Source organism: Microbacterium murale, assembly GCF_014635185.1.
Lineage (GTDB): Bacteria > Actinomycetota > Actinomycetes > Actinomycetales > Microbacteriaceae > Microbacterium > Microbacterium murale.
On the sequence record NZ_BMCM01000006.1, the window covers coordinates 1 to 19,512 of the forward strand.

Annotated in this window: 20 protein-coding genes; 8 read left to right on the forward strand and 12 right to left on the reverse strand. The window is 61.6% G+C overall.

The annotated features are described in order from the left end of the window. The 8 genes from IEV67_RS15815 to IEV67_RS15850 form a co-directional block, all read left to right on the forward strand. Window positions 1–504, forward strand: a 504-nt coding sequence (locus tag IEV67_RS15815) for an HAD-IC family P-type ATPase (RefSeq protein WP_188437549.1), incomplete at its 5' end; no start/stop codon positions are given. After that, window positions 504–1,112 (forward strand): cadmium resistance transporter, encoded by a 609-nt coding sequence (locus IEV67_RS15820; RefSeq protein ID WP_188437550.1) that lies wholly within the window; start codon window positions 504–506, stop codon window positions 1,110–1,112. The genes IEV67_RS15815 and IEV67_RS15820, both read left to right, overlap by 1 nt. 1,020 nt (window positions 1,113–2,132) lie before the next feature. After that, the gene (locus tag IEV67_RS15825; RefSeq protein ID WP_229703213.1) at window positions 2,133–2,726 is read left to right on the forward strand and encodes a TlpA family protein disulfide reductase; all 594 of its coding nucleotides are present in this window, start codon (window positions 2,133–2,135) and stop codon (window positions 2,724–2,726) included. An 8-nt stretch (window positions 2,727–2,734) separates the two neighbouring features. Continuing rightward, a complete protein-coding gene (locus IEV67_RS15830) occupies window positions 2,735–3,466 on the forward strand; it encodes a cytochrome c biogenesis CcdA family protein (protein WP_188437949.1) in 732 nt (243 codons plus the stop codon). Then, window positions 3,450–5,084, forward strand: a complete 1,635-nt coding sequence (resB, locus tag IEV67_RS15835) for a cytochrome c biogenesis protein ResB (protein WP_188437551.1) — start codon at window positions 3,450–3,452, stop codon at window positions 5,082–5,084. Before IEV67_RS15830 ends, resB begins: the two co-directional genes overlap by 17 nt. 47 nt (window positions 5,085–5,131) lie before the next feature. Beyond that, window positions 5,132–6,037: a c-type cytochrome biogenesis protein CcsB gene (gene ccsB / locus IEV67_RS15840; protein ID WP_188437552.1), complete on the forward strand. Its 906-nt coding sequence runs from the start codon at window positions 5,132–5,134 to the stop codon at window positions 6,035–6,037. A gap of 220 nt (window positions 6,038–6,257) precedes the next feature. After that, entirely contained in the window at window positions 6,258–7,169 is a 912-nt protein-coding gene (locus IEV67_RS15845; RefSeq protein ID WP_229703294.1) for a cytochrome c oxidase assembly protein, read from the forward strand. Window positions 7,170–7,378: 209 nt separating this feature from the next. After that, window positions 7,379–8,737: a peptidoglycan DD-metalloendopeptidase family protein gene (locus tag IEV67_RS15850; RefSeq protein WP_188437553.1), complete on the forward strand. Its 1,359-nt coding sequence runs from the start codon at window positions 7,379–7,381 to the stop codon at window positions 8,735–8,737. 297 nt (window positions 8,738–9,034) lie between these two features. Here the strand turns inward: IEV67_RS15850 and IEV67_RS15855 are convergent, their stop codons facing one another. The 12 genes from IEV67_RS15855 to IEV67_RS15905 form a co-directional block, all read right to left on the reverse strand. Next, window positions 9,035–9,688, reverse strand: coding sequence for a copper resistance CopC family protein (locus IEV67_RS15855; protein ID WP_188437554.1), 654 nt, complete (start codon window positions 9,686–9,688; stop codon window positions 9,035–9,037). Further along, on the reverse strand, window positions 9,685–11,583 hold the full coding sequence (locus IEV67_RS15860) for a bifunctional copper resistance protein CopD/cytochrome c oxidase assembly protein (RefSeq protein WP_188437555.1): 1,899 nt from the start codon (window positions 11,581–11,583) through the stop codon (window positions 9,685–9,687). The genes IEV67_RS15855 and IEV67_RS15860 overlap by 4 nt, the downstream gene beginning before the upstream one ends. Then, window positions 11,580–12,074, reverse strand: coding sequence for a DUF3515 family protein (locus IEV67_RS15865; protein WP_229703215.1), 495 nt, complete (start codon window positions 12,072–12,074; stop codon window positions 11,580–11,582). Before IEV67_RS15865 ends, IEV67_RS15860 begins: the two co-directional genes overlap by 4 nt. A gap of 2 nt (window positions 12,075–12,076) precedes the next feature. After that, complete coding sequence (gene lnt / locus IEV67_RS15870) at window positions 12,077–13,582, reverse strand: apolipoprotein N-acyltransferase (protein WP_229703217.1); 1,506 nt, start codon at window positions 13,580–13,582, stop codon at window positions 12,077–12,079. Between the two features lie 79 nt (window positions 13,583–13,661). Further along, the gene (locus tag IEV67_RS19105; protein ID WP_268238595.1) at window positions 13,662–13,793 is read right to left on the reverse strand and encodes a hypothetical protein; all 132 of its coding nucleotides are present in this window, start codon (window positions 13,791–13,793) and stop codon (window positions 13,662–13,664) included. After that, window positions 13,790–14,125: a DUF6804 family protein gene (locus IEV67_RS15875; RefSeq protein ID WP_188437557.1), complete on the reverse strand. Its 336-nt coding sequence runs from the start codon at window positions 14,123–14,125 to the stop codon at window positions 13,790–13,792. Before IEV67_RS15875 ends, IEV67_RS19105 begins: the two co-directional genes overlap by 4 nt. A 2-nt stretch (window positions 14,126–14,127) precedes the next feature. After that, the gene (gene lspA, locus IEV67_RS15880; RefSeq protein ID WP_188437558.1) at window positions 14,128–14,664 is read right to left on the reverse strand and encodes a signal peptidase II; all 537 of its coding nucleotides are present in this window, start codon (window positions 14,662–14,664) and stop codon (window positions 14,128–14,130) included. Beyond that, window positions 14,654–15,328: a copper resistance CopC family protein gene (locus tag IEV67_RS15885; RefSeq protein WP_188437559.1), complete on the reverse strand. Its 675-nt coding sequence runs from the start codon at window positions 15,326–15,328 to the stop codon at window positions 14,654–14,656. Before IEV67_RS15885 ends, lspA begins: the two co-directional genes overlap by 11 nt. Next, on the reverse strand, window positions 15,321–16,235 hold the full coding sequence (locus IEV67_RS15890; RefSeq protein WP_188437560.1) for a cation diffusion facilitator family transporter: 915 nt from the start codon (window positions 16,233–16,235) through the stop codon (window positions 15,321–15,323). The genes IEV67_RS15885 and IEV67_RS15890 overlap by 8 nt, the downstream gene beginning before the upstream one ends. Window positions 16,236–16,249: 14 nt before the next feature. Further along, window positions 16,250–17,263, reverse strand: a complete 1,014-nt coding sequence (locus tag IEV67_RS15895; RefSeq protein ID WP_188437561.1) for an NAD(P)-binding domain-containing protein — start codon at window positions 17,261–17,263, stop codon at window positions 16,250–16,252. After that, window positions 17,260–17,922: a DsbA family protein gene (locus IEV67_RS15900; RefSeq protein ID WP_188437562.1), complete on the reverse strand. Its 663-nt coding sequence runs from the start codon at window positions 17,920–17,922 to the stop codon at window positions 17,260–17,262. The genes IEV67_RS15895 and IEV67_RS15900 overlap by 4 nt, the downstream gene beginning before the upstream one ends. 94 nt (window positions 17,923–18,016) lie before the next feature. Next, window positions 18,017–18,445, reverse strand: coding sequence for a hypothetical protein (locus IEV67_RS15905; RefSeq protein ID WP_229703219.1), 429 nt, complete (start codon window positions 18,443–18,445; stop codon window positions 18,017–18,019). Between the last annotated feature and the right edge of the window lie 1,067 nt (window positions 18,446–19,512).

Consider the following 19,512-nt stretch of genomic DNA (forward strand, 5'->3'; position numbering starts at 1 on the left):
AACCAAGGCGTCGGCGTGACGATGCTCACCGGAGACAACGCCCGCACCGCTCGTGCACTGGCGGTACAGGCTGGGATCAGTGACGTGCGAGCGGAGCTGCGTCCCGAGGATAAGGCGAGCGCGATCGGGGAGCTGTCGAAGGCGGGGCCGGTCGCGATGATCGGCGACGGCATCAACGATGCCCCGGCCCTCGCTGGCGCAGACATCGGTGTCGCGATGGGAGCGACCGGCTCCGACGCGGCAATCGAATCCGCCGACGTGGCCTTCACCGGCCATGATCTGCGCCTCATTCCGCGGGCGTTCGATCACGCACGCCACGGTCGACGGATCATCAACCAGAACATCATCCTGTCGCTGCTGATCATCACTGCACTGCTCCCGCTCGCGCTCTTCGGCGTCCTGGGGCTCGCGGCCGTCGTCCTGGTCCACGAGGTCGCGGAGGTCATCGTGATCCTCAACGGTCTGCGCGCCGCACGCACCCGCACGCCACGACTGGAAAGCTGATGCTCGCAACTATCGGTTCAGCGATCGGCCTGTTCGCGGCAACCAACATCGACGACATTGTCGTGCTCACCGTGCTGTTCCTGGCTTCCAGTCGAGGGAAGCCCCGGCCGTGGCAGATCGTCGCGGGCCAGTATCTCGGGTTCATCACCCTCGTCGTGATCAGCGTGATCGCCGCTCTCGGCCTCACCATCGTCCCGGACGAATGGGTCGGGTTCCTCGGCCTGATTCCGCTCGGCATCGGCATCTGGACGCTCGTCCGAGGTCTGCGTCGTAACGGCGATGACGATGATGATGACGACAAGATCACTGCGGTCGGACTGTGGGGGGTCGCAGGGATCACGATCGCCAACGGGGCCGACAACATCTCCCTGTACACGCCGATCTTCCGCACCAGCGCTCCCGGCGACGTCGCGATCATGATCGTCGTGTTCCTCATCCTCGTCGCCGTCTGGTGCGCGGCCGGGCGGCTGATCGGCACCCACACGGCCGTTACCGAAACGCTCGAACGCGTCGAGCACTGGCTCGTCCCGGTCGTGTTCATCGGTCTGGGCCTGTTCATCCTGATCGAATCTGGGGTCATCGTCCGTCTGATCGAGGTCCTCGCCTGACCTCCTCCGAGGCAGAGATCCACCCATCCGTTGTGCGAAAACTATCGTCGGCGCGGCGGTGGCAGCTCGCTGGTGGAGCGCTCCCGATCGCCGTGGTCGTCGTGGTGATCGATCAGGGAACGAAGGTGTGGGCCGAAGCCATCGCCATCGTGATCACAATCATCGGAATCGCACTCGCTTGCCGCACACCACCTGGCAGCGCCTCCGATGCATGAGACGACCATCGCCCTCAATGCCGGCTACCCGCGGCGAATCGCGGGCGTGTCTGGTTCTGACACTCTCTACTTTCGTGAGAATCCGCCACCTCTCATGAGGCAGGCCAACCGTCCAGTCTCATGCAGTGAGCGACGGCAGGCGTTCATACCCGACTCGGTTATCCTTGAGTGTGATGCGTTAGTTAAGTGCCGTGATCCGAAGGGAGTGCTATGCGGACGTTGATGCTGAAGATCGCAACCGCTGCGCTGCTGGTGCTTGTTTCGGTTATAGGCGCCTTCGCTCTGCCGCACGCGGGTTCAGCCCCCGGCGCAGAGAGTGCCGTCACGAGCACACTGGCAATGAGCCCACCCTCTTTTAGCGCAGATACCGCGGATGCGGCGTCCGGTCCCACAAAGATGATTGTCGGTCAGGCAGTTGAGGGCTCTGCGACTGTCATTGCATCACCTGCTTTGATCACGGCTGGCGTGTGTGCGGCGTTGATCGGGTGCTGCATTCTGGGATTGATTCTCCTCCGCCGCTATCTTCAGGGCGGGCAGAGATCTTCATGGGTCGCAACTCTGCGTCGTATGTCACCCGTCGCATCTGCTCCCATGCCGCTGGCTTGGCCGATCCGCCCGTCACTGGTTTTTCTCTCCATCAGCCGAACCTGATTCCTGAGCTGACGCGCTTCCATGTCTGCTCAATCGAGCGATGTGCATATCTAGCGCGTTCCCGTACTGGGCTGCGTAGCGCAGCTCTTTGGTGACGGCCACGCCGTGCACCGCACATTAGCTCCCAAGAATCATCGTTCACGCTGGAGAGACATTGAGAATCGTTCCCGTTTCTATCGCAACGGTTTTGGCGGCCACGTTGTTGCTATCGGGCTGCGCCGCCGACCCACTTTCCGAACAGTACGCGGAGATCGGCGACCCAGGGTACGCGTCTGCGGATGGCACCATCTCCGAATTCGCGCCAGGTGATCGCGGTGAAATCGTTGTGTTCGATGGCACCACAGATGAGGGCAACACGGTGTCCAGCAGTGATTATGCCGACGAGGTGCTGGTGGTCAACTTTTGGTACGCGGCGTGTGCTCCCTGCCGAGTTGAAGCTCCGGATCTTGCTGCCCTGTCGACCAAATATCAGGATGCCGGCGCCAGCTTCCTGGGTGTCAACGTCTACGACCAAGCAGAGACATCGCTCGCTTTCGCGAGAAATTTCGACATCGAGTATCCCTCGATCCTCGATGCCAACTCGGGGGCTGTCCGGCTCGCGTTCGCCGGTCACGCTCCACCCAGTGCGGTGCCGACGACGTTGGTGCTTGACAAGCAGGGCCGTGTTGCCGCACGATTCATCGGTCTTATCGACGAACCTTCGATACTTGACACCATAATCAGCGACCTCATTGCAGAGGAACCGTAGTGGGTACGATCGACCAGATCGTGGTGTCGGGGAGTCTGCTGATCGCCATCCCGTTGGCACTTCTCGCCGGGCTCGTGTCATTTGCCTCGCCGTGCGTATTGCCTCTGATCCCCGGATATCTCGGGTACGTCGGCGGTCTGAGCGACAACGGCAGCCGCGCAGACCGCCGGAGGATGCTGCTGGGCGTGCTCCTTTTCATCCTCGGTTTCAGCGCGATCTTCGTGACGCTGGGGCTCCTCTTCGGGACAGCGGGATTGTTGTTGGTGCCGTGGATGGACATGATCACGCGCATCGCAGGTGTGATCATTATCCTGATGGGGCTTGTCTTCATCGGAATGTTCACGTCGATGCAGCGAATGATTAAACCCCGCTGGAAGGTAGCGACCGGCCTAGCCGGTGCCCCCTTCTTAGGTATTGTCTTCGGCCTGGGTTGGGCTCCATGTATCGGTCCGACCCTGGCGGCTGTTCTCGCACTCAGCTTGAACGGTGGCTCTCCCGCCCGCGGTGCGCTGCTCGGCGCCATCTACTGCCTCGGCCTCGGCATACCATTCCTCCTAGTCGCCCTAGGGCTGAACTGGGTGACCGGATCAGTGAGCTGGCTCAAACGCCACATACGCATCATCAACATCATCGGTGGTGCACTGCTGATCCTCGTCGGCATTGTCATGGTCTCCGGGCTATGGACTGCGTTGATGTCAAGCCTGGGAGGGGTGATCAGCGGTTTTGTCCCGGCCATCTGACCACATCGACACACCCAACGTCGACGAGATATCGCAACCGGCACTCGGTGTGAGCGGGTACCTACGGTTCTTCTGGCGTCAACTGACGAGCATGCGAACAGCGCTGTTGCTGCTGTTGTTGCTGGCTCTCGCCGCCGTCCCCGGCTCATTGGTGCCACAGCGAAGTTCGAATCCCAACGGAGTCATCCAGTACTTCAAGGACAATCCTGATCTCGCTCCGATCCTCGACGCCCTACAGCTGTTCGATGTTTTCACCTCGATGTGGTTCTCCAGCATCTACTTGCTGCTGTTCCTGTCCCTGATCGGGTGCGTGATCCCGCGCACCGCACATCACCTCAGAGCACTGCGCACACCCCCGCCGAAGACACCGGCGCGGCTGGAACGTCTGCCCGGGTTCAGCACGGTGGAAACGACGGACACGGATGCAGCCGTCGCTATCGAGTCCGCGCGCACCCTTCTGCGCAAGAGCGGCTACCGCGTCCGCGTGTTCGACGGAGCGAACCTTTCCGTATCGGCCGAACGAGGCTACCTGCGAGAAACCGGCAACCTCGTGTTCCATACCGCGTTGATCGGCGTGCTCTTCGCAGTGGGAATCGGTGGAGGCTTCACATACACCGGACAGCGAGTCATCGTCGAAGGACAACCTTTCGTGAACATCCTGAGCGACTATTCAAGCTTCACCCCTGGGCGGTTTTTCGATGAGAGCATGCTGCCACCGTTTCGGATGGTGCTGGATGATTTCTCCGTCGAGTATGAGCAGGAAAACGTCAACGCGTTAGGGTTCCCCATCGACTACACCGCAGATGTCTCCGTCACTATCCCAGGAGAACCGGTCTCCCGCGGCACCGTCAAAGTCAATCAGCCTCTGCCTCTGCTCGGCTCAGACGTCTTCCTGCTCGGGAATGGCTACGCACCGCGGATCACGGTGACGGACGGTGAAGGGAATGTGGCCTTCACCGACATCGTTCCCTTCCTGCCCCAGGATGCCAATCTCACATCAATGGGGTTCATCAAAGCCCCCGACGCACTGCCAGAACAGATCGGCATGATCGGGTTTTTCTATCCCACTGCGGGAGAACTCTCCACCGGCGCACTGACCTCGATCCACGCCGACCTTCTCAACCCACTGTTGACACTCAATGTGTACACGGGCGACCTGGGCATCGACGATGGCATTCCCCGCAACGTGTATCAGCTCGACGTCGACGGGATGACCCAGGTTGCTGGAGGGGACACCGGCATCGAGGCGATCAAGCTCCGTCCCGGTGAGACCGCACCACTCCCCAACGGGCTGGGAACGGTCACCTTCGAGGACGCGAACCCCGCCCCATCGATGGCGAAAGACTATGCAGACAGCGTCCTGCGGTTCGCCACTTTCGACATCACCCATGACCCATCGCGAGGGTGGGTCCTCGCATTCGCTCTGCTATCCCTCAGCGGGCTCCTGATCGCCTTGTTCATCCCTCGCCGCCGGGTATGGGTGAAGGCCATCGAGACGTCGGGCGCCGTGCGGCTGGAGTACGCCGGTCTTGCACGCGGGTATGACCCGGGGCTTGAACCTGCCGTCAACGACCTCCAGCAACGGCACCGCCAACAGCTCAACATCAAGGACACATAATGACCCTCATACTCGATGAATACTCACTCCTCACGGTGTACACCGCGATGGGCATCTACACGCTCGCGTTCGTGATGTTCGCGATTGACATGGCGAAGCGATCCACCAGCAAACCGGTACCAGTCAGCGTAGGCTCGCAGCGTCGGCAGAGCGACGCTCAAGGAGCCGTCGCCACCCTCCAAGAAACCGAGCCTCCGCGACAGCCGTCACGCTACAAGTTCGAGCGGATCGCATTCTCGCTTGTCGTGCTCGGTTGGGTGTTCCACGCCGCGGGAGTTGCACTGCGCGGGATGGCACAGAGCTTCGTGCCCTGGGCGAACATGTACGAATTCGCGCTGATCTCGTCCGCCCTTATCGTCGGCGTCTTCATCGTCATACAGTGGTGGCAGAACCTGAAGTTCCTGGGGGTATACATCACCGGGTTCACCCTGATCACATTGGGTGTCGGTACCGTTAACTTCTACGTTCCAGTGAAGCCGTTACCGCCCGCACTGGACTCCTATTGGCTCATCATCCACGTCATCGTCGCGTCCCTGGGAACCGCGCTTTTCGCCATCGGAGCCGGTCTCGCAATTATCCAGCTGCTGCAAGCCAGACGCGAAGCAGGTAAGAAGTCGCTTGCGCTGTTGAAGACACTGCCCGACGCCATGAAACTGGAGAATCTCACCTATTTCACAACCGTGATCGGTTTCGTCTTCTGGACCTTTACTCTCATTGCCGGATCCATCTGGGCGGAGCGATCCTGGGGCCGGTACTGGGGCTGGGACACGAAAGAAGTTTGGACATTCATCATCTGGGTCATCTATGCCGGATACATTCATGCACGGGCTACCCGAGGATGGCGCGGAACACGTTCCGCGTGGTTGGCGATCATCGGGTTCCTCGCCGTCATCTTCAATTACGCCATCGTGAACGTCTTCATCCCCGGCCTGCACTCGTACTCAGGGCTCTGAAGATCTCGCGAAAGCTCCCTTTCCCAGCACCACCGTCAGCGTGGCCAGGTGACAACCATCATCCGATTCAAGAAAGATAGACCGATGGCGACTCGCGCAGAGAGGATGCTGAACAAACCACCGAGCATCACGATCACCATGCACGCGCATCTCACGGGAACTCGACCCCCGAGCTCAGTGCGCACACCCGGCGAGCCAAGGAGACTGTGTGTTGACTGACGTGATGCTTCCCTCCTTCCCTGACTGGTTCCGTTTCGACCCCACAGGCGCCTCTCCCATCGTCGCGGTGGCGGCATTGCTCCTATGCGGGTGGTATGTGTACGGTGCGATCTGGATGTGGACGCACGGCAGAAGGTGGGCCATACCAAGGACGATCGCGTTCATCCTCGGCTGTGCGCTGATGTTCGTGATCGCGACGTTCGGCGTGAACCGTTACGCGAGCGTCTCGCTCACCGCGTTGATGTTCCAGCAGATCACGGCGATGACCGTCATCCCACCACTGCTCATCGCTGGTTCCCCCGGTCGACTCCTGCTTCGCAGTACCCCGCACCATGGAGCAGGACGGCTCGTCCTGCGGGCGGCTCACGCCGGACTCCGATCGCGGTGGGCGCGTGCGCTGCTGCATCCCCTCATGCCCATCGCGATCGCGCTCGCGATGTTCCCCGCCCTCTACCTGACGGATCTCATCAGCTTGGTGATGGCGACTCGGGTCGGAGCAGACCTCCTCCTCGCCTTCTTTTTGGTTGCGGGCATCGTCGCAGCAGTGCCGCTGTGGTCCTCGGACCCGCTTCCGCGGGCACCCTCGTTTCCGGCGCGGCTGGTCGACATCTTCGTGGAGATACAGATTCACGCCGTTCTCGGGCTCGTCCTGATCCGAGCGGGCACCCCGCTGTTCGCCGCATACGCAACCCCGCAGCAAGGGTCGGATCCAGGTTACGACCAAGCCATTGCCGGGATGCTGTTGTGGACCTACGCCGAGCTGCCGCTGCTCATCGTGCTCATCGTCTGCCTATCCCGTTGGCGTTCGCGCGATCGGCGCCGTGCCCGTGTGAACGAGTCCCATGAAGACGCCGAGCTGGTGGCGTACAACGCCTACCTCGAACAGATCGATCAGAAGAGTCGGCCCCGATGACGCGAGGTCGGACCAGATGATGCGACTGCCAAGGTATTGGCGTCAGTGAAGCTCGGTGAATATCGAGCATCGAGGCGAGCCGACGTCGTGCCGCTGGAATTCCAAGGCACGATAGACACGTCAGCATGGGCTGAACAGATCTCCACTCCCACCCATGTCTGTGAGACCGGTCGTTATTGCGAAACCTGTGGGGCCGACAGAGGGGCTGTGTGAACGAGAAGACGAAGGCTGCTGCTGCAGCAGCAGCAGCCGAGGAGTGCGGCTGTGCACCTACACTCGCCGAACGCGACTCCCTCTGGAAGAAGGACGTGACCCGGCGCGGAGTGTTCGGGCTCGGAGTCCTCAGCGTCGCCGCCCTCGCCGCATTCGGCGTCAGCTCCGGTGTCTCCGCCGCGTATGCCGCGTCGTATCCCAGCTGGGACGACGTGCAACGCGCCAAGAACAGCGAAGCCGCCAAGACCGCTGAGATCACCCGTATCCGGGGGCTGATCCAGTCCCTAGCGCAGAAGGTCGTCGAGACGCAAGCTGCCGCCAAAACGGCATCCGATGGGTTCTACACCGCACAGCAGGAGTATTTCGCCGCGATCGCCGAGGCTGAGAGCCTGCAGTCGCAGGCCGACGAGCAGGCCGAGATTGCGAATGCTTCAGCGCGCAAGGCGGGTCAGGTCGCAGCACAGATCTACCGCAACGGCGGTGACGACACTGTTCTCAAACTCTTCTTTGCCGGCTCCGCGGCCAATGCCGACGAATTGCTCTCGCGTTTGGGCACGATGGACAAGTTTCTTGACTACAACCAGTCCGTCTACGATGAGGCGATCTCCGCACGCAACGCCGCTCAATTGTTGACTGACCAAGCGAAAGTTGCCCGCGACGAGCGCGACCGCCTGCAGCAGGTCGCTGAACAGAAAATGGTTGCAGCACAGGACGCAGCGGCGGCAGCACAGGTTGCGCTCGACGAGCAGGCTGCGAACCTCGAAACGATGAAGGCTCAGCTCGCCGCACTCAAAGACACCACCACCCAGACAGTGTCTGACTACCAGGCCGGTGTTGCCGCCCGCGCCGCAGAGGAGAAGGCGCGCCGCGCACGCGAAGCCGCCGCAGCCGCGGCCAACGGCGGCGGAAACAGCGGAGGCGGCGGGGCAGGAGGATCCGCCGGTTGGGTGCGCCCTCACGGCGGCGCCCGCAGTTCGAGTTACGGTCCACGTACTCCGGCGTGTGGCTCTCAGGGCTGCTCGTCGAGCTACCACTACGGGGCGGACCTCGCCAACGGGTGCGGCGCAGCGATCTACGCCGCGAACTCCGGCACTGTCGACTACGCCGGCCCGAACGGTAACTATGGCAATTACATCCGGATCCAGCACGGTGGAGGCGTCAGCACCGGGTATGCGCACATCAAGCCCGGCGGCATCATCGTTCGCAGCGGTCAATGGGTGAGCTCCGGTCAGGTCATCGCGTACGCCGGTGATACCGGGCGTTCCTTCGGCTGCCACCTGCACTTCGAGGTCTACATCAACGGCGGGTACACCAACCCGATCCGGTTCATGGCGGCCCGAGGCGTCTATGTCTGAGTTTTCCTAGAAGAAGCCGCGAAGCGTCGCTACGTATCTGCGGCGACTCTCGGATCGCGACGGGCGCTCACCTTCTATCGCCCGCCTGCATCGAGGTGGTGACTGCCGCGAGTCACAAAAGCTGGTTGTAGTTCGTCTCGAGGTGACTCGCTCTGTTCATCCAAAGTTGATTTCATGCACCCCAATAGAGTTCGCGCGCGCTTTCACCCAGAGTCCACTGTGAGCCACGACGCCATCACCACTTCACGAGCCGTCCCACGCGGGAGGTGTCTTCCATGACCGGTGGCATCCTCAAGCTCAATCTCGGGCCCGTCGTTTTCGGATCTGGCTCACGATGAGCGCAATTGACACGATTCCCACGCCCACAATGACCGCTCCGATGATGATGGGGATCACGATGCCTGCGGATTCTTCTCCCTGATCTGGGAGTGCCGAAGGCGAAGCTTCGGGGCTTGCTGTGACATCTGTATCTGTCGTCGGATCGGGAGTCAATGCTCCGGGCTGTGCGCGGCTGTCTTCGTTCCCACACGCCGGTAGATCCCAGCCGAGAGCCGGCTCAACCTCGTCCAACGGCGCGTACGTGAACTCGTATCCCTCGGATATGGGATGCCCATCACTGGACACGGCGTTCCATACCACCGAGTAGACGCCCGGTTCGCCGAGCTTCACCGCGGTAGAGAGGACGTTGCGGTCGATCGTGGAGCAAGTGGACTCGTAAAACAGCCCATCGGGCCCCTGAATTTGCGCGAAGCTTGCCTGGCTGAAATCGACAAGCTCACCGCTGAAGGTGAGGACCACTTCGTCGAGCTGTGTGACGGTGTCATCGGCTGCTGGTGAGGCGTCCTGAAGGGTGTCATGTGCGACGGCTGCTGGGGCGGGGCCGCTGATGGCCGCCAGCGCAGCTAGGGCGATGATGGCACCAGCGAACCAGGGGGATTTTCGTGCAGTCATGCGTGAATGTCCTTTCGTTGTGAGACCAGGGTGTTGGCGTGCGGATTACTGTGCTTCCAGCGGATAACCACTACGACGGTCAATGCCGCAAGCGTTCCTCCGATGGACAGGGCAATGGCTCCGCCAACGGCCTGGTCCTGCAGCGGGGTGCGTCCCCAGGTGCGGCCCATCGCCCCAAACCACTCCGACACCATGAGATCGGATCGGGTGATGATGTTAATGGCGAACAGCGCCGACACCAGGGTCACCGCGATGAGCGTGCTGAGCAGCCATGGGCGCGAGAGCTGAGGTGTTGACTGATTTGGGCGGAAAAAAGCGGCGACAAGCAAGCACCCCGTCAAGAGCAGATGTGTGAGCAGCCATTGGTAGCCGAGTTGGTCGTACAGCGACCACCGCAATAGGTCGGTGTAATGGACCAACCACAGCGAGCCGGCGAACAACGTCGCGGCGAAGACAGGGCCTGTCGTCACTCGCGCTATCGGGCTATCGGCTGCCTTCAATACCCACTCCCGGATGCCTCGGGTTTCATCCTCGCGCGGACGGATGGCAGCGATCGCCAGAGTGAGCGGGGCGGCAGATACGAGGAGAAGAGGTATGACAAGGCTCAATAAGACAAGCGACAGAAGACGCATGCTGATCAGATATGTCCCGTAGACGGCGATCGGCCCGCTGGTCGTCCAGAACAGCAATCCCATGGCACTGATCCAGTACACCGTGCGTCGCACGGGCCAACGTTGCTGTTCTCGTCGGAGACGTTGGACGCCCGCGATGTAGAAGAACACTCCGAACGCGGCCACAAATACCCACAGAAGATCGGGGCTCCATGCGGTGAACCAGCGCTCTATGGTGAGGTTGGGCGGCACGGGCGCTTCAGTGAGGATCTCCGCGGCCGTCGTTTTCGCTAGGGGCGCCGTTTCGGACGGCGCCGCCGTCCGCGCAAGCGCGGCGGCCGCCCCACTCGCGATGCCCAAGAAGGCCAGTTCAATACACACGAACACCCAGAACATGCCTCGTCCGGAGCCAGCTTTCGCGATGAGGCGACCACGGTAGAGGGCCCCAAGGATCCCTGTGGCCAGCAGAGCGATGATCTTGGCGAGCAGGATCAGCCCATACGGAGTTGCCAGGTCTTCCCATCGTCCGAGTGCAGTGAGCGCACGTGCGTATCCCGATACGGCGACGATGATGAAAGCGACCAGCGCGAGCGTCGAGTATCTGCGGAGGAGATCCTCGAGTGCGGATTGCGGCACGACGGGGCGAACAACGGCAAGAAGCGTCAAACCACCAAGCCAAACTGCGGCTGAGACGACGTGCAGGACGAGAGACATGACGGCTGCGTCGTGATTGGCGAGTTCGCCTGAGTGTCCTTGCGTTGCCATCGGCACCAGGCTGATAAGTGCTAGCAGCGCGGTGATGAGCACGGCGCCGTATCCGCGCACGGCAAATGTGAGCACGGTGACGGCGGACGCAAGGACGGTGGTGATGAGCCATGCTCGCCCCAGCTCGGTGTCCAGAAGGAACCGTCCCAGTTGCGCGCCGAACTCTGATCCGAGGCTGACTTCCGGGTTGAATGATGATAGGAACGTGAGGAACGCGACCGTTCCGCTTGCCACGGTGAGCACCGCAGCACCCGTGGAAGCGACGTCGAGCGCAATGTTGAAGGGCTTCGTACCGGTTGCGAGTCCGAACAGTGCGAGTACGAGCGCTCCGGCCATTACCGCGCCAAAAAGGTTCACGAACAACTTGGCAAACGGAAGACCCCAGCGCACCAGAGCACCCGGATCATTGGTGAAGCGGGGGTCCGCGCCGCCGCCGATCATCAGTGCGATGGCGGCCGCGATGATTGCGGCGAGGATCAGGATCGTCGGCCCGGTTAGACGGAGGAAAGTCGGGCTCACGGTGTGCTTCCCTCGCCCTGCTCGCCGTCCTCCTGAGTGGCCGGCGCTGTGCACTCGCTAGTCTTCGGCAGTTGCTGGACGGCTCCGGCCAGCGATTGAAGGACACTGTCTGCAGACAGGATCGTCGTGTCCACGTACACCTGCACGGCAGGCGCCCGTCCGTACGTTGTCAAGCGCAGCTTGGGTGTCTCGGATTCGTCGACGATCCAATCCACGCCGCTCAGACTGACACACTGCTGCGTTGTCGGGGCAGGTGGCTCCAGGCCGCAGGTGACGAGTACGCTGCTCGGCGTTCCCCACGCGGCTGTCGCCTGCGCGTCGGTCCAGACGCGGCTTTGATCGCCGACTGAGTCCGGAAGGCGTACCGTGACCTCAGCGCACAGCGGATCATTCGCGTCCACTGCCGGTTCCATGTGGATCGTGGATGTGCAGCCGCTGAGCCCCAGGCTCATTCCCACCGCGGCGGAGAGTACGAGAAGTTGAGTCGTCATTTTCATAGGTTGTTCCGTTCGCGGCGTGCACCGCCGGTATAGCGCGTGTGACGCAGGGCGAAAGTGGCAACGAGCAGCGCCAACACACTTGCGCCGCCGAGCACGGGACCGATCCAAGGCATCAGTGCCACTGCCGGGGTGATGCCGGTGTAGCGGGACACTTCGCTGATCTGGGCGCCGGTTGTGTCCACGGATAATTCTGAGAGCACCGTTCCATCCTTCCGGATGATCTGGCTGGTGCCCGTGGTGGAGACGTTCACAACTGTCCGACCGGTTTCGATGGCACGCATGCGTGCTGTGGCCAGTTGCTGCAGGTTCTCGTCCGTTCCTCGGAAGTCGGCGTTGTTCGTCTGGAACACGTACATTTGCGCACCAGCCATCGCACTTTCTCGAATGACGTTGTCGTAGATCACGTCGAAGCAGATCGCCAATCCGATGCGCGCGCCTGCGACGTCCATGGCAGGTGCGTTCGAACCGGGGGCGTACTCCCGCTGGATCAGACCAATGAGGTCGGGAGCGACGGCTTCGTAGAACCATCGATCTGGGACGTATTCACCGAACGGCACCGGGTTGGCTTTGTCGTGGAGCTGCGCCGCCCCGTCCTCGCCCCACAACAGCGAGGTGTTAAATATGCCCCCCTCGCGCACTGTTGCCGCGTTCACCAACGCGGGGGCCCCCATGTCGCGGACGAGCCGGTCAAGCCGAGCGGCGGCTTCCGCGTCGCGGAGAGGGTCAGCATCGACGGACCCCTCAGGCCAGACGAGAAGATCCATCGGGCGTCCGGCTAGCGGCGTGCTCGCCGCTTCCTGCGCGTCCAGGATGTCCCCAGCGGATTTCGCGTCGAAATAGCCACTCGGACCATTGCCTTGCACCCACCCGACTTTCAAGGTCCCGACTTGCTCGGTCGGAAACAGCGGGATGAGCACGGTGAGGAGAACAACCAGCCCGGCGGGAATCAACCGTCGCCCTCGTCGCTGACCCAATGCTTGTAGGACACTGGCGCAGATGAAGACCATCAGGAAGGACAGCCCTGTCGTACCTACCCATGAGGCGGCGGCTGCGAAGGGGCTGTCAACGAGAGTGAGGCCTGTCCGCGCCCAGGGGAAGCCACCGTATGGCCAGCTGCCCATTACCGTTTCACGCAGCACCCATACGCCGGCCACCACTGCGGGCACGACCGTTGAGAGACCTCGCGTGGAATGAGCGAGCCGGTATGCGAGCGCAATCAACACGCCACCGGCACCGAACAGTATCGATTCCAGGCCTGCCAGCGCCACCCAAGGCACCGGCCCCAGGAACTTCGACACCCACACGAGGTGTGTGAAATAGAAAGACGCCCCGTACACGAGAGAAACGAGGAAAGCGGACGGGAGCGAACGCCCGCGCAACGTCCAGAGACTGACCGTCACGCTCACGAAAGCAACGGGCCACCAGCCGATTTCGGGGTAGGCGAGGTCCAGGGATGCACCGGCGAGAAGCGCCGCGACCACCGCGAAGCGCAGTGGCAATGCTGGCGGGATCGTTCTCGGCGCAACCCCAGGTTGGGAGGGTCGCCACTCTCGCTGCGCAGGATGAAGCATCGAAGAGTCAGCGTTCAACGTCACGGGAACTCAGCGTGTTCAGGGATTGGTTGTAGGCGTCGAGCTGTGCATTGCCGTGGGCGTCGACATCACGATTGGTGGCGGCAGGTGCGGAACCGGTGAGCAGGTCTCGTTTCATTTCCGTTTCACCTTGATGGTCGCACCGGCAACAATAAACACGACGGCCGCCGCGGGTTGAGCTGTTGTCCAAACAGACCCGGAGAACGGGAAGGGCGCCACAGGGTTCCAGATCACCGCGATGGCTACGAACACCGGAATCCACCACCAGTGCCGTGCCTGCATGGCGAACCAGCCCACGATCAGAGCAAAGATCGAGGCGACAAACTGGACCAGGGGCTCCCAGTCCGCAAGGATCAGTGCCGGGGCGAGGAACAAGATGGCTGCCGCGATGAGGCTGGGCGCGAGAGCGTTTCGCTGATATCGCGAAGGGGTTGGTGTTTTCCGGTTCATGGTCAGCTCACCGTCTCCTCTACTGTTGGGCGCCCGACTACAGTCGGGCCTGGTTGTGTGGTGCGTCGGTCGTTCCCTCGAAGGCTGCCGACAACGAGGAGGACAGCGCCGATAGCGAGGGCGACGTCGGCGAGATTGCCGATGAAGAGGTCCGCATACGCCAGAAAATCTGTGACGTGGCCTCTGCCGAATGCGGGCGGCGCGAAGAGCCGGTCGATGAGGTTGCCGACCGCGCCCCCGAAGATGAACCCGATTCCGATGGCCGATCCTCTATTTCGAGTTCGCGCAGCTGCAACGAACAAGAGGGCCGTCGCGGCAACTCCGATTACTGTGATGAGTCCTGTGGCGCTGGAGCCTAATGAGAAGATTGCGCCGGGATTGAATGCCAGTTGAAGCCCCAGAAGGTCACCAAGAAGAGGTATACGTCGGTGTTGACTCAGTTCGCTGACAGCCAGGATCTTCGACCCCTGGTCTACCAGGACGACGCCCGCGGCGACGATAAGCGCCGTGGCGAATCGGCGCAGACGGTTACGCGTCATCGCGGGCATCCGCTGCAGCTTCAGCACGGTCTCTTTGCCGGCGTTGATGCCCCATCAGGAGTACTCCAATGACGCTGCCACCGAGGATAACGCCACCGCCAATGAGCGCGATAATGGGCAGGAACTCCAGTCCGCCGGAGGGCACACCGCCGTATTCCTTCGTCGTTTCAGCGGAGGACGCAGAGGCCGCGGGCGTCGGCTCTTCCGTGGCCCCTTCGGGCGCTGAAGGACTGGGGCTGGCACCTTCCGGTTCGTTGACGTCGGAGCTCGCGGTCAGAGGCTCCACGGCATAGGTGTACTCGCCATTGACTGGATGCCCATCGGCGGATACGACTTTCCAGCGCACGATGAACACGCCCGTGGCGGTCTCCGGCAAGAGGTGCTGAGTAATCGAAGCGTTACTGATACTGGGAGCATCGATTGCGACATTGGACCCCCGCTCATCGAGCACTTCGATGTCCGACGCACCTTCCGTATCCGTGAGCTCCCCGCTGAACGACAGTGTGATCTCATCCGGAGAGCTGTTAATGGTGGAGTCCGCTTGTGGATAGGACGAGATGAAATCGTCGTGAGCTGCAGCGGGGGAAGATATGCCGAACACGCTGGCGAGCGCGATAAGAAGAGTGACCAGGGCGGCGCAGGGGGCTGAGTGCTTCTTACGCATGAGTGACGTGTTCTCCGGGGTGCGATTCGGGTTCGATCTGGAATGTGGAGTGTTCGACGCTGACGGTGAAATGCTCGGTGACGCATTGCTGGAGCTTTGTCAGCAGCGCAGCGGAGTCCTCCATGGTCGCCGCGGTGTCGACGACGACATGAGCGCTCAGCGTGGGGAGATCTGTCGATACCTGCGTAGCGTGCAGGTCGTGCACGGCAACGACGTGCGGGAGCTCGAGGATATGTCGGCGGACCTCGTCAAGGTCGAGACCCCGCGGGGTAGATTCCAGCAGCACCCGACCGGAAGCCCGCAGCAGGATGATTGTGCGCGGGATGATAAGCAGTGCGATAAGAACGCCGGCTACAGCGTCTGCTTGATACCAGCCGAAGAGCACGATGAGGATCGCACTTGCGATGACGGCGACGGATCCGAGGGCGTCGTTGACGACTTCGAGGAACGCGGCACGCATGTTGAGGTTCTGCTTGCGTCCGCCCACGAGGACAAGCAGGGATACGACATTGGCGACCAACCCCACGATGCCAAAGAACAGCAGGCTCCCTGACGCGATCTCCGGAGGCTCGAACAGTCGCCTGACCCCTTCGACGAGTGCGAAGAGGCCGACGCCAAGCAGCAGTGTGGCTTGCGCGAGCGCGCCGAGTACTTCCGTGCGTCGCAGTCCAAAGGTGTAGCGGGGAGTCGGTGGCCGGTTCATCAGATGCGCGGCGGTGACGGCCATCGCGAGCCCGATGACATCGGTGAGCATGTGCGCCGCGTCCACAAGCAGCGCGAGGCTGCCGGTGATAACCGCGCCGATTACTTCGACGACGAAGAATGATGCGGTAATCGAGAACGCGATAATCAGGCGTTTGCGGGGGGTGGCGTTTCCGGTCCCGTGATTGTGACCCATTTCCGTCATGATTGGCCTTCCTTTCAGGGACGGTCGGTGATCTGGTGGGCGATGGTGAGCGCGTCTCGCCAGGCTCCGGGGATCGTGTCGGCACCCCGCAGGCTGTGGCTAGGTATCCCAGCGACGAACAGGCCAGGAACGCTGGTTTTCGTACGCAATGGTCGGCCCGAATGCTGTTCAGGGAGCCAAGAAACACCGGGGGCGTAGCCAGTGGCGAGGATCACTGATACTGGTTGCATCTGTGATCCGTCGGCAAACGTCACTGTCGCGCCACCCGCACCCACGACGGCCGACGCCCGCGTGATCTCCGGAGAAAGGTGAGCCTGGTCACTGAAAACTGGCTCAGGGCGTCGCACGCGTGACAGCCACGACAGCGTCGACCCGGCAGCCGATGCGTAGTGTTCCCGTGCCCGATACCGACGTCGTGTCCGCGACGAGAGAGTGACGTCATGTGAGCCGCGGAGCTCCTCAGCGAGCCGGACACCGCTGTTTCCCCCGCCGACGACCAATACGCTGCCAGGCGGGAGCTGCGCCGGATACTGGTATTCGCTGGAGTGCAACACGATGCCAGGCACCGTCAACGCCTGAGACCATTCCGGGACCTGCGGCACTGTGGCGGCACCAGTCGCACAGACGACGTTGCGCGTTTGGATATCCCCGCTGGAGGTCGATAGTTGCAGCGTGAAGCCAGCGCCAATCTGCGTCACCTTCTGGGCTCGCACTCCCCACACGGTTCTCACACCGAGCTCGGCTTCCACCGATGCCAGATAATCGAGCATCTCATCGGGTCTCGGATAGCGGCTCTGCTCTCCCGGAAATGGGAACTGAGGAAGCGCACTGCGACGTGCATCACTGAGGAGCACCATGGAATGCCATCGATTCGCCCAGCTACGTTGCCCTTCAGGTGCGGCGTCGATAACCGCGAAGTCCTTCTGCGGCTCCATGCCCTGATTTCTCAGCGCGGCTGCAACAGCCAAGCCGGATTGTCCGGACCCCACGATAATGACCCGTCGGTGCGATAATGCCCGCGCCTTCATCGATCGCCGTTCACCGCTGACTCGATGCTTTTCTCAAGGTCATCCCACTTCTGGAGGGTGACCGGTTCACCGTCGATGAAGAACGTGGGAGTGCTGCTGACCCCGAGCCGCTCGCCTTCATTGAGATCCAGCTCGACCCGGTCCGCCGTTGCAGGGTCAGCGACAGATTCATCGAACACCGCCATATCCAACCCGATCTCCTCAGCGAAGCTTCGGAAGAGCTCGGCGCGTGACTCCTGCGCCTCACCCCACTGCGTCTGAGTTTCGAACAGCCGATGGTACATGTCCTCAAACCGGTTCTGCTGCGCGGCCGCCTCGGCGGCGATCGCAGCGTTCTTGGAGTTGAAGTGACCAGGCAAGGGGAAGTACCGGACCACGTAGGTGATCTCTCCGTCGTACTTTTCACGGAGATCCTCGACAACTGGGTAGAACGCGCCGCAAGCTTCACACTCGAAGTCCAAGAACTCGACCACGGTCACCGAGCCCTCACCTCCATCATCAAGGACATGCGACCCTTCTCGCATCACCTGCGGGCCGTCACCGCTCTCAGCGACGGACGCAGCATTATTTTGGTTGACGAGGATATAGATCAGCGCACCAACAAACAGCACGATCACAAGCGCCACGGCCGCGATGGCCGCCTTCACAGAATTTTTCACAGACACTCCAAACACAGACACAAAGGACACACGGATCCCAGCTACAGCCGGGTGGACGCCATCACACGCAGATGGCGCGCGTGCGGCGTGTGTGTCAGGTGCGTGAAATGGAGAGCTGCGTCAAATACAGAGGAGCAGTGAAAGGTCGGCCCGTCGCCCGAGCGAGCGCAAGCATGCGCGGCAGACGAAACAGGATGCGTGGAGCCGCTCGCACGGAGAGAACGCGCGCGACAACAAGGACAAGTACGCAGCAGATGATGCCCAGCAAACATCCAGCGACGCCGAGCATTAGCGAGTCGTCGGATCCTTCGCCGATCACAGTGCCAGCGGTAGCGGCTTCTGCGCTATCGACAGAGGATAAGTCGTGTGTCGTAACCGGCACACCCGCGAACGAGGCAGTCGAGATGGACGCCTCAGACTCGTGAATCTCTCCCGACCATGCCCCAACGATCAGAAGCAGCGCCAGCCCGAGCCCGGTAATGATCTTCGTTATCAGCGAAGTTTCGGCCAGCAACGTCTTCATGCGTTTGCTAGCCGTCGGTTTCATTTCTCCACCATGATATCAGTCGAATACGGGCAAACTTCTGGACAAAAGCTCCGACCACATGTGAGGCCTTCAGGTCTCCCCACGCGTGCGCCCACCCCGTCGCGGATCGGCAGGCAAAAGCCCCTGCGGCCTCCAGTTCTCCGAGATAAGGAACGAAAGTCGAGTGCGGCACCTGTAAAAAAGATCGTAAGCGTCTTGGGCGCACTGCGCGAGCGACGTTCCGACATCGCCGACGGCCTTGAGAGGGATCCGGCCAGGTGAGGCGAGCGCAGCACAGTCAGTTGGATGAGCGAGATCACGCTCCGCCAACGCAATGTGGAGCGTTCCCACTCTGATCGCTATTCCGAGAAGGATCCGAAGTCGTGGCGAGGCGCGAGGTCCATATCGCTTTCACCACATCCCGGCAACTTCGGGCCAGACAGCCTCGCAAACGACTCAAATCCAGATTTGAAATGCCTTCGGAATCTAGCTTCTGATCAGGCATTTAATGGCGGAGACGGAGGGATTTGAACTCTCGGTCCCCTTGCGAGGACTCCACCTTAGCAGGGTGGTGTGCGCCCTCACGCTGCCCTTGGACCGTTCGCAGATAGTGCGCTTGGAACCGCCGAGAAGCCTGAGTTTCTGTGGGTTCTCGGCTTCGTGAGCTCTCGCACCTTGCACACGAGAGACACTCGAATACTCGTCAGAATCGCTTCACTCGGGACGCTCCGGACACTTTTCGGACACCTGACCGCTCACAACTAACGGTCTGGATTTTGAATCCATCGCCACTCAGTCTCGGCGGGCCGAAGCTCTGAAGATCCCGGAAACTCGCAAAGCCTCTGTCCGATCTCACGAGAGTTGTCGATCGGTGAGACAGCTCGTCCACGAAAAGACGGGTGAGTGGTGCGCTGCCGAGACTGCCGGTTAGTCTCACGAAAAAAGTCGGCAATCGCGTTTCGCCCTCACGCTGCCTAAAAGGTCGGGTGGACAGTTTCGGCGCAGCAGGTTCCGGCAGGGGGTTTCGGCAGGTGCGCAACCGGCGTGCCGTGCGGTCGGCCGGC

What these genes read in the sequence shown, in the direction of transcription:
- IEV67_RS15820 (WP_188437550.1), top strand. Translation starts at nt 504, where the DNA reads ATGCTCGCAACTATCGGTTCAGCGATCGGCCTGTTCGCGGCAACCAAC.
- ccsB (WP_188437552.1), top strand. Translation starts at nt 5,132, where the DNA reads ATGGGCATCTACACGCTCGCGTTCGTGATGTTCGCGATTGACATGGCG.
- IEV67_RS15855 (WP_188437554.1), bottom strand. Translation starts at nt 9,688, where the DNA reads ATGACTGCACGAAAATCCCCCTGGTTCGCTGGTGCCATCATCGCCCTA.
- IEV67_RS15865 (WP_229703215.1), bottom strand. Translation starts at nt 12,074, where the DNA reads ATGACGACTCAACTTCTCGTACTCTCCGCCGCGGTGGGAATGAGCCTG.
- IEV67_RS19105 (WP_268238595.1), bottom strand. Translation starts at nt 13,793, where the DNA reads ATGAAACGAGACCTGCTCACCGGTTCCGCACCTGCCGCCACCAATCGT.
- IEV67_RS15875 (WP_188437557.1), bottom strand. Translation starts at nt 14,125, where the DNA reads ATGAACCGGAAAACACCAACCCCTTCGCGATATCAGCGAAACGCTCTC.
- lspA (WP_188437558.1), bottom strand. Translation starts at nt 14,664, where the DNA reads ATGACGCGTAACCGTCTGCGCCGATTCGCCACGGCGCTTATCGTCGCC.
- IEV67_RS15885 (WP_188437559.1), bottom strand. Translation starts at nt 15,328, where the DNA reads ATGCGTAAGAAGCACTCAGCCCCCTGCGCCGCCCTGGTCACTCTTCTT.
- IEV67_RS15890 (WP_188437560.1), bottom strand. Translation starts at nt 16,235, where the DNA reads ATGACGGAAATGGGTCACAATCACGGGACCGGAAACGCCACCCCCCGC.
- IEV67_RS15895 (WP_188437561.1), bottom strand. Translation starts at nt 17,263, where the DNA reads ATGAAGGCGCGGGCATTATCGCACCGACGGGTCATTATCGTGGGGTCC.
- IEV67_RS15905 (WP_229703219.1), bottom strand. Translation starts at nt 18,445, where the DNA reads ATGAAGACGTTGCTGGCCGAAACTTCGCTGATAACGAAGATCATTACC.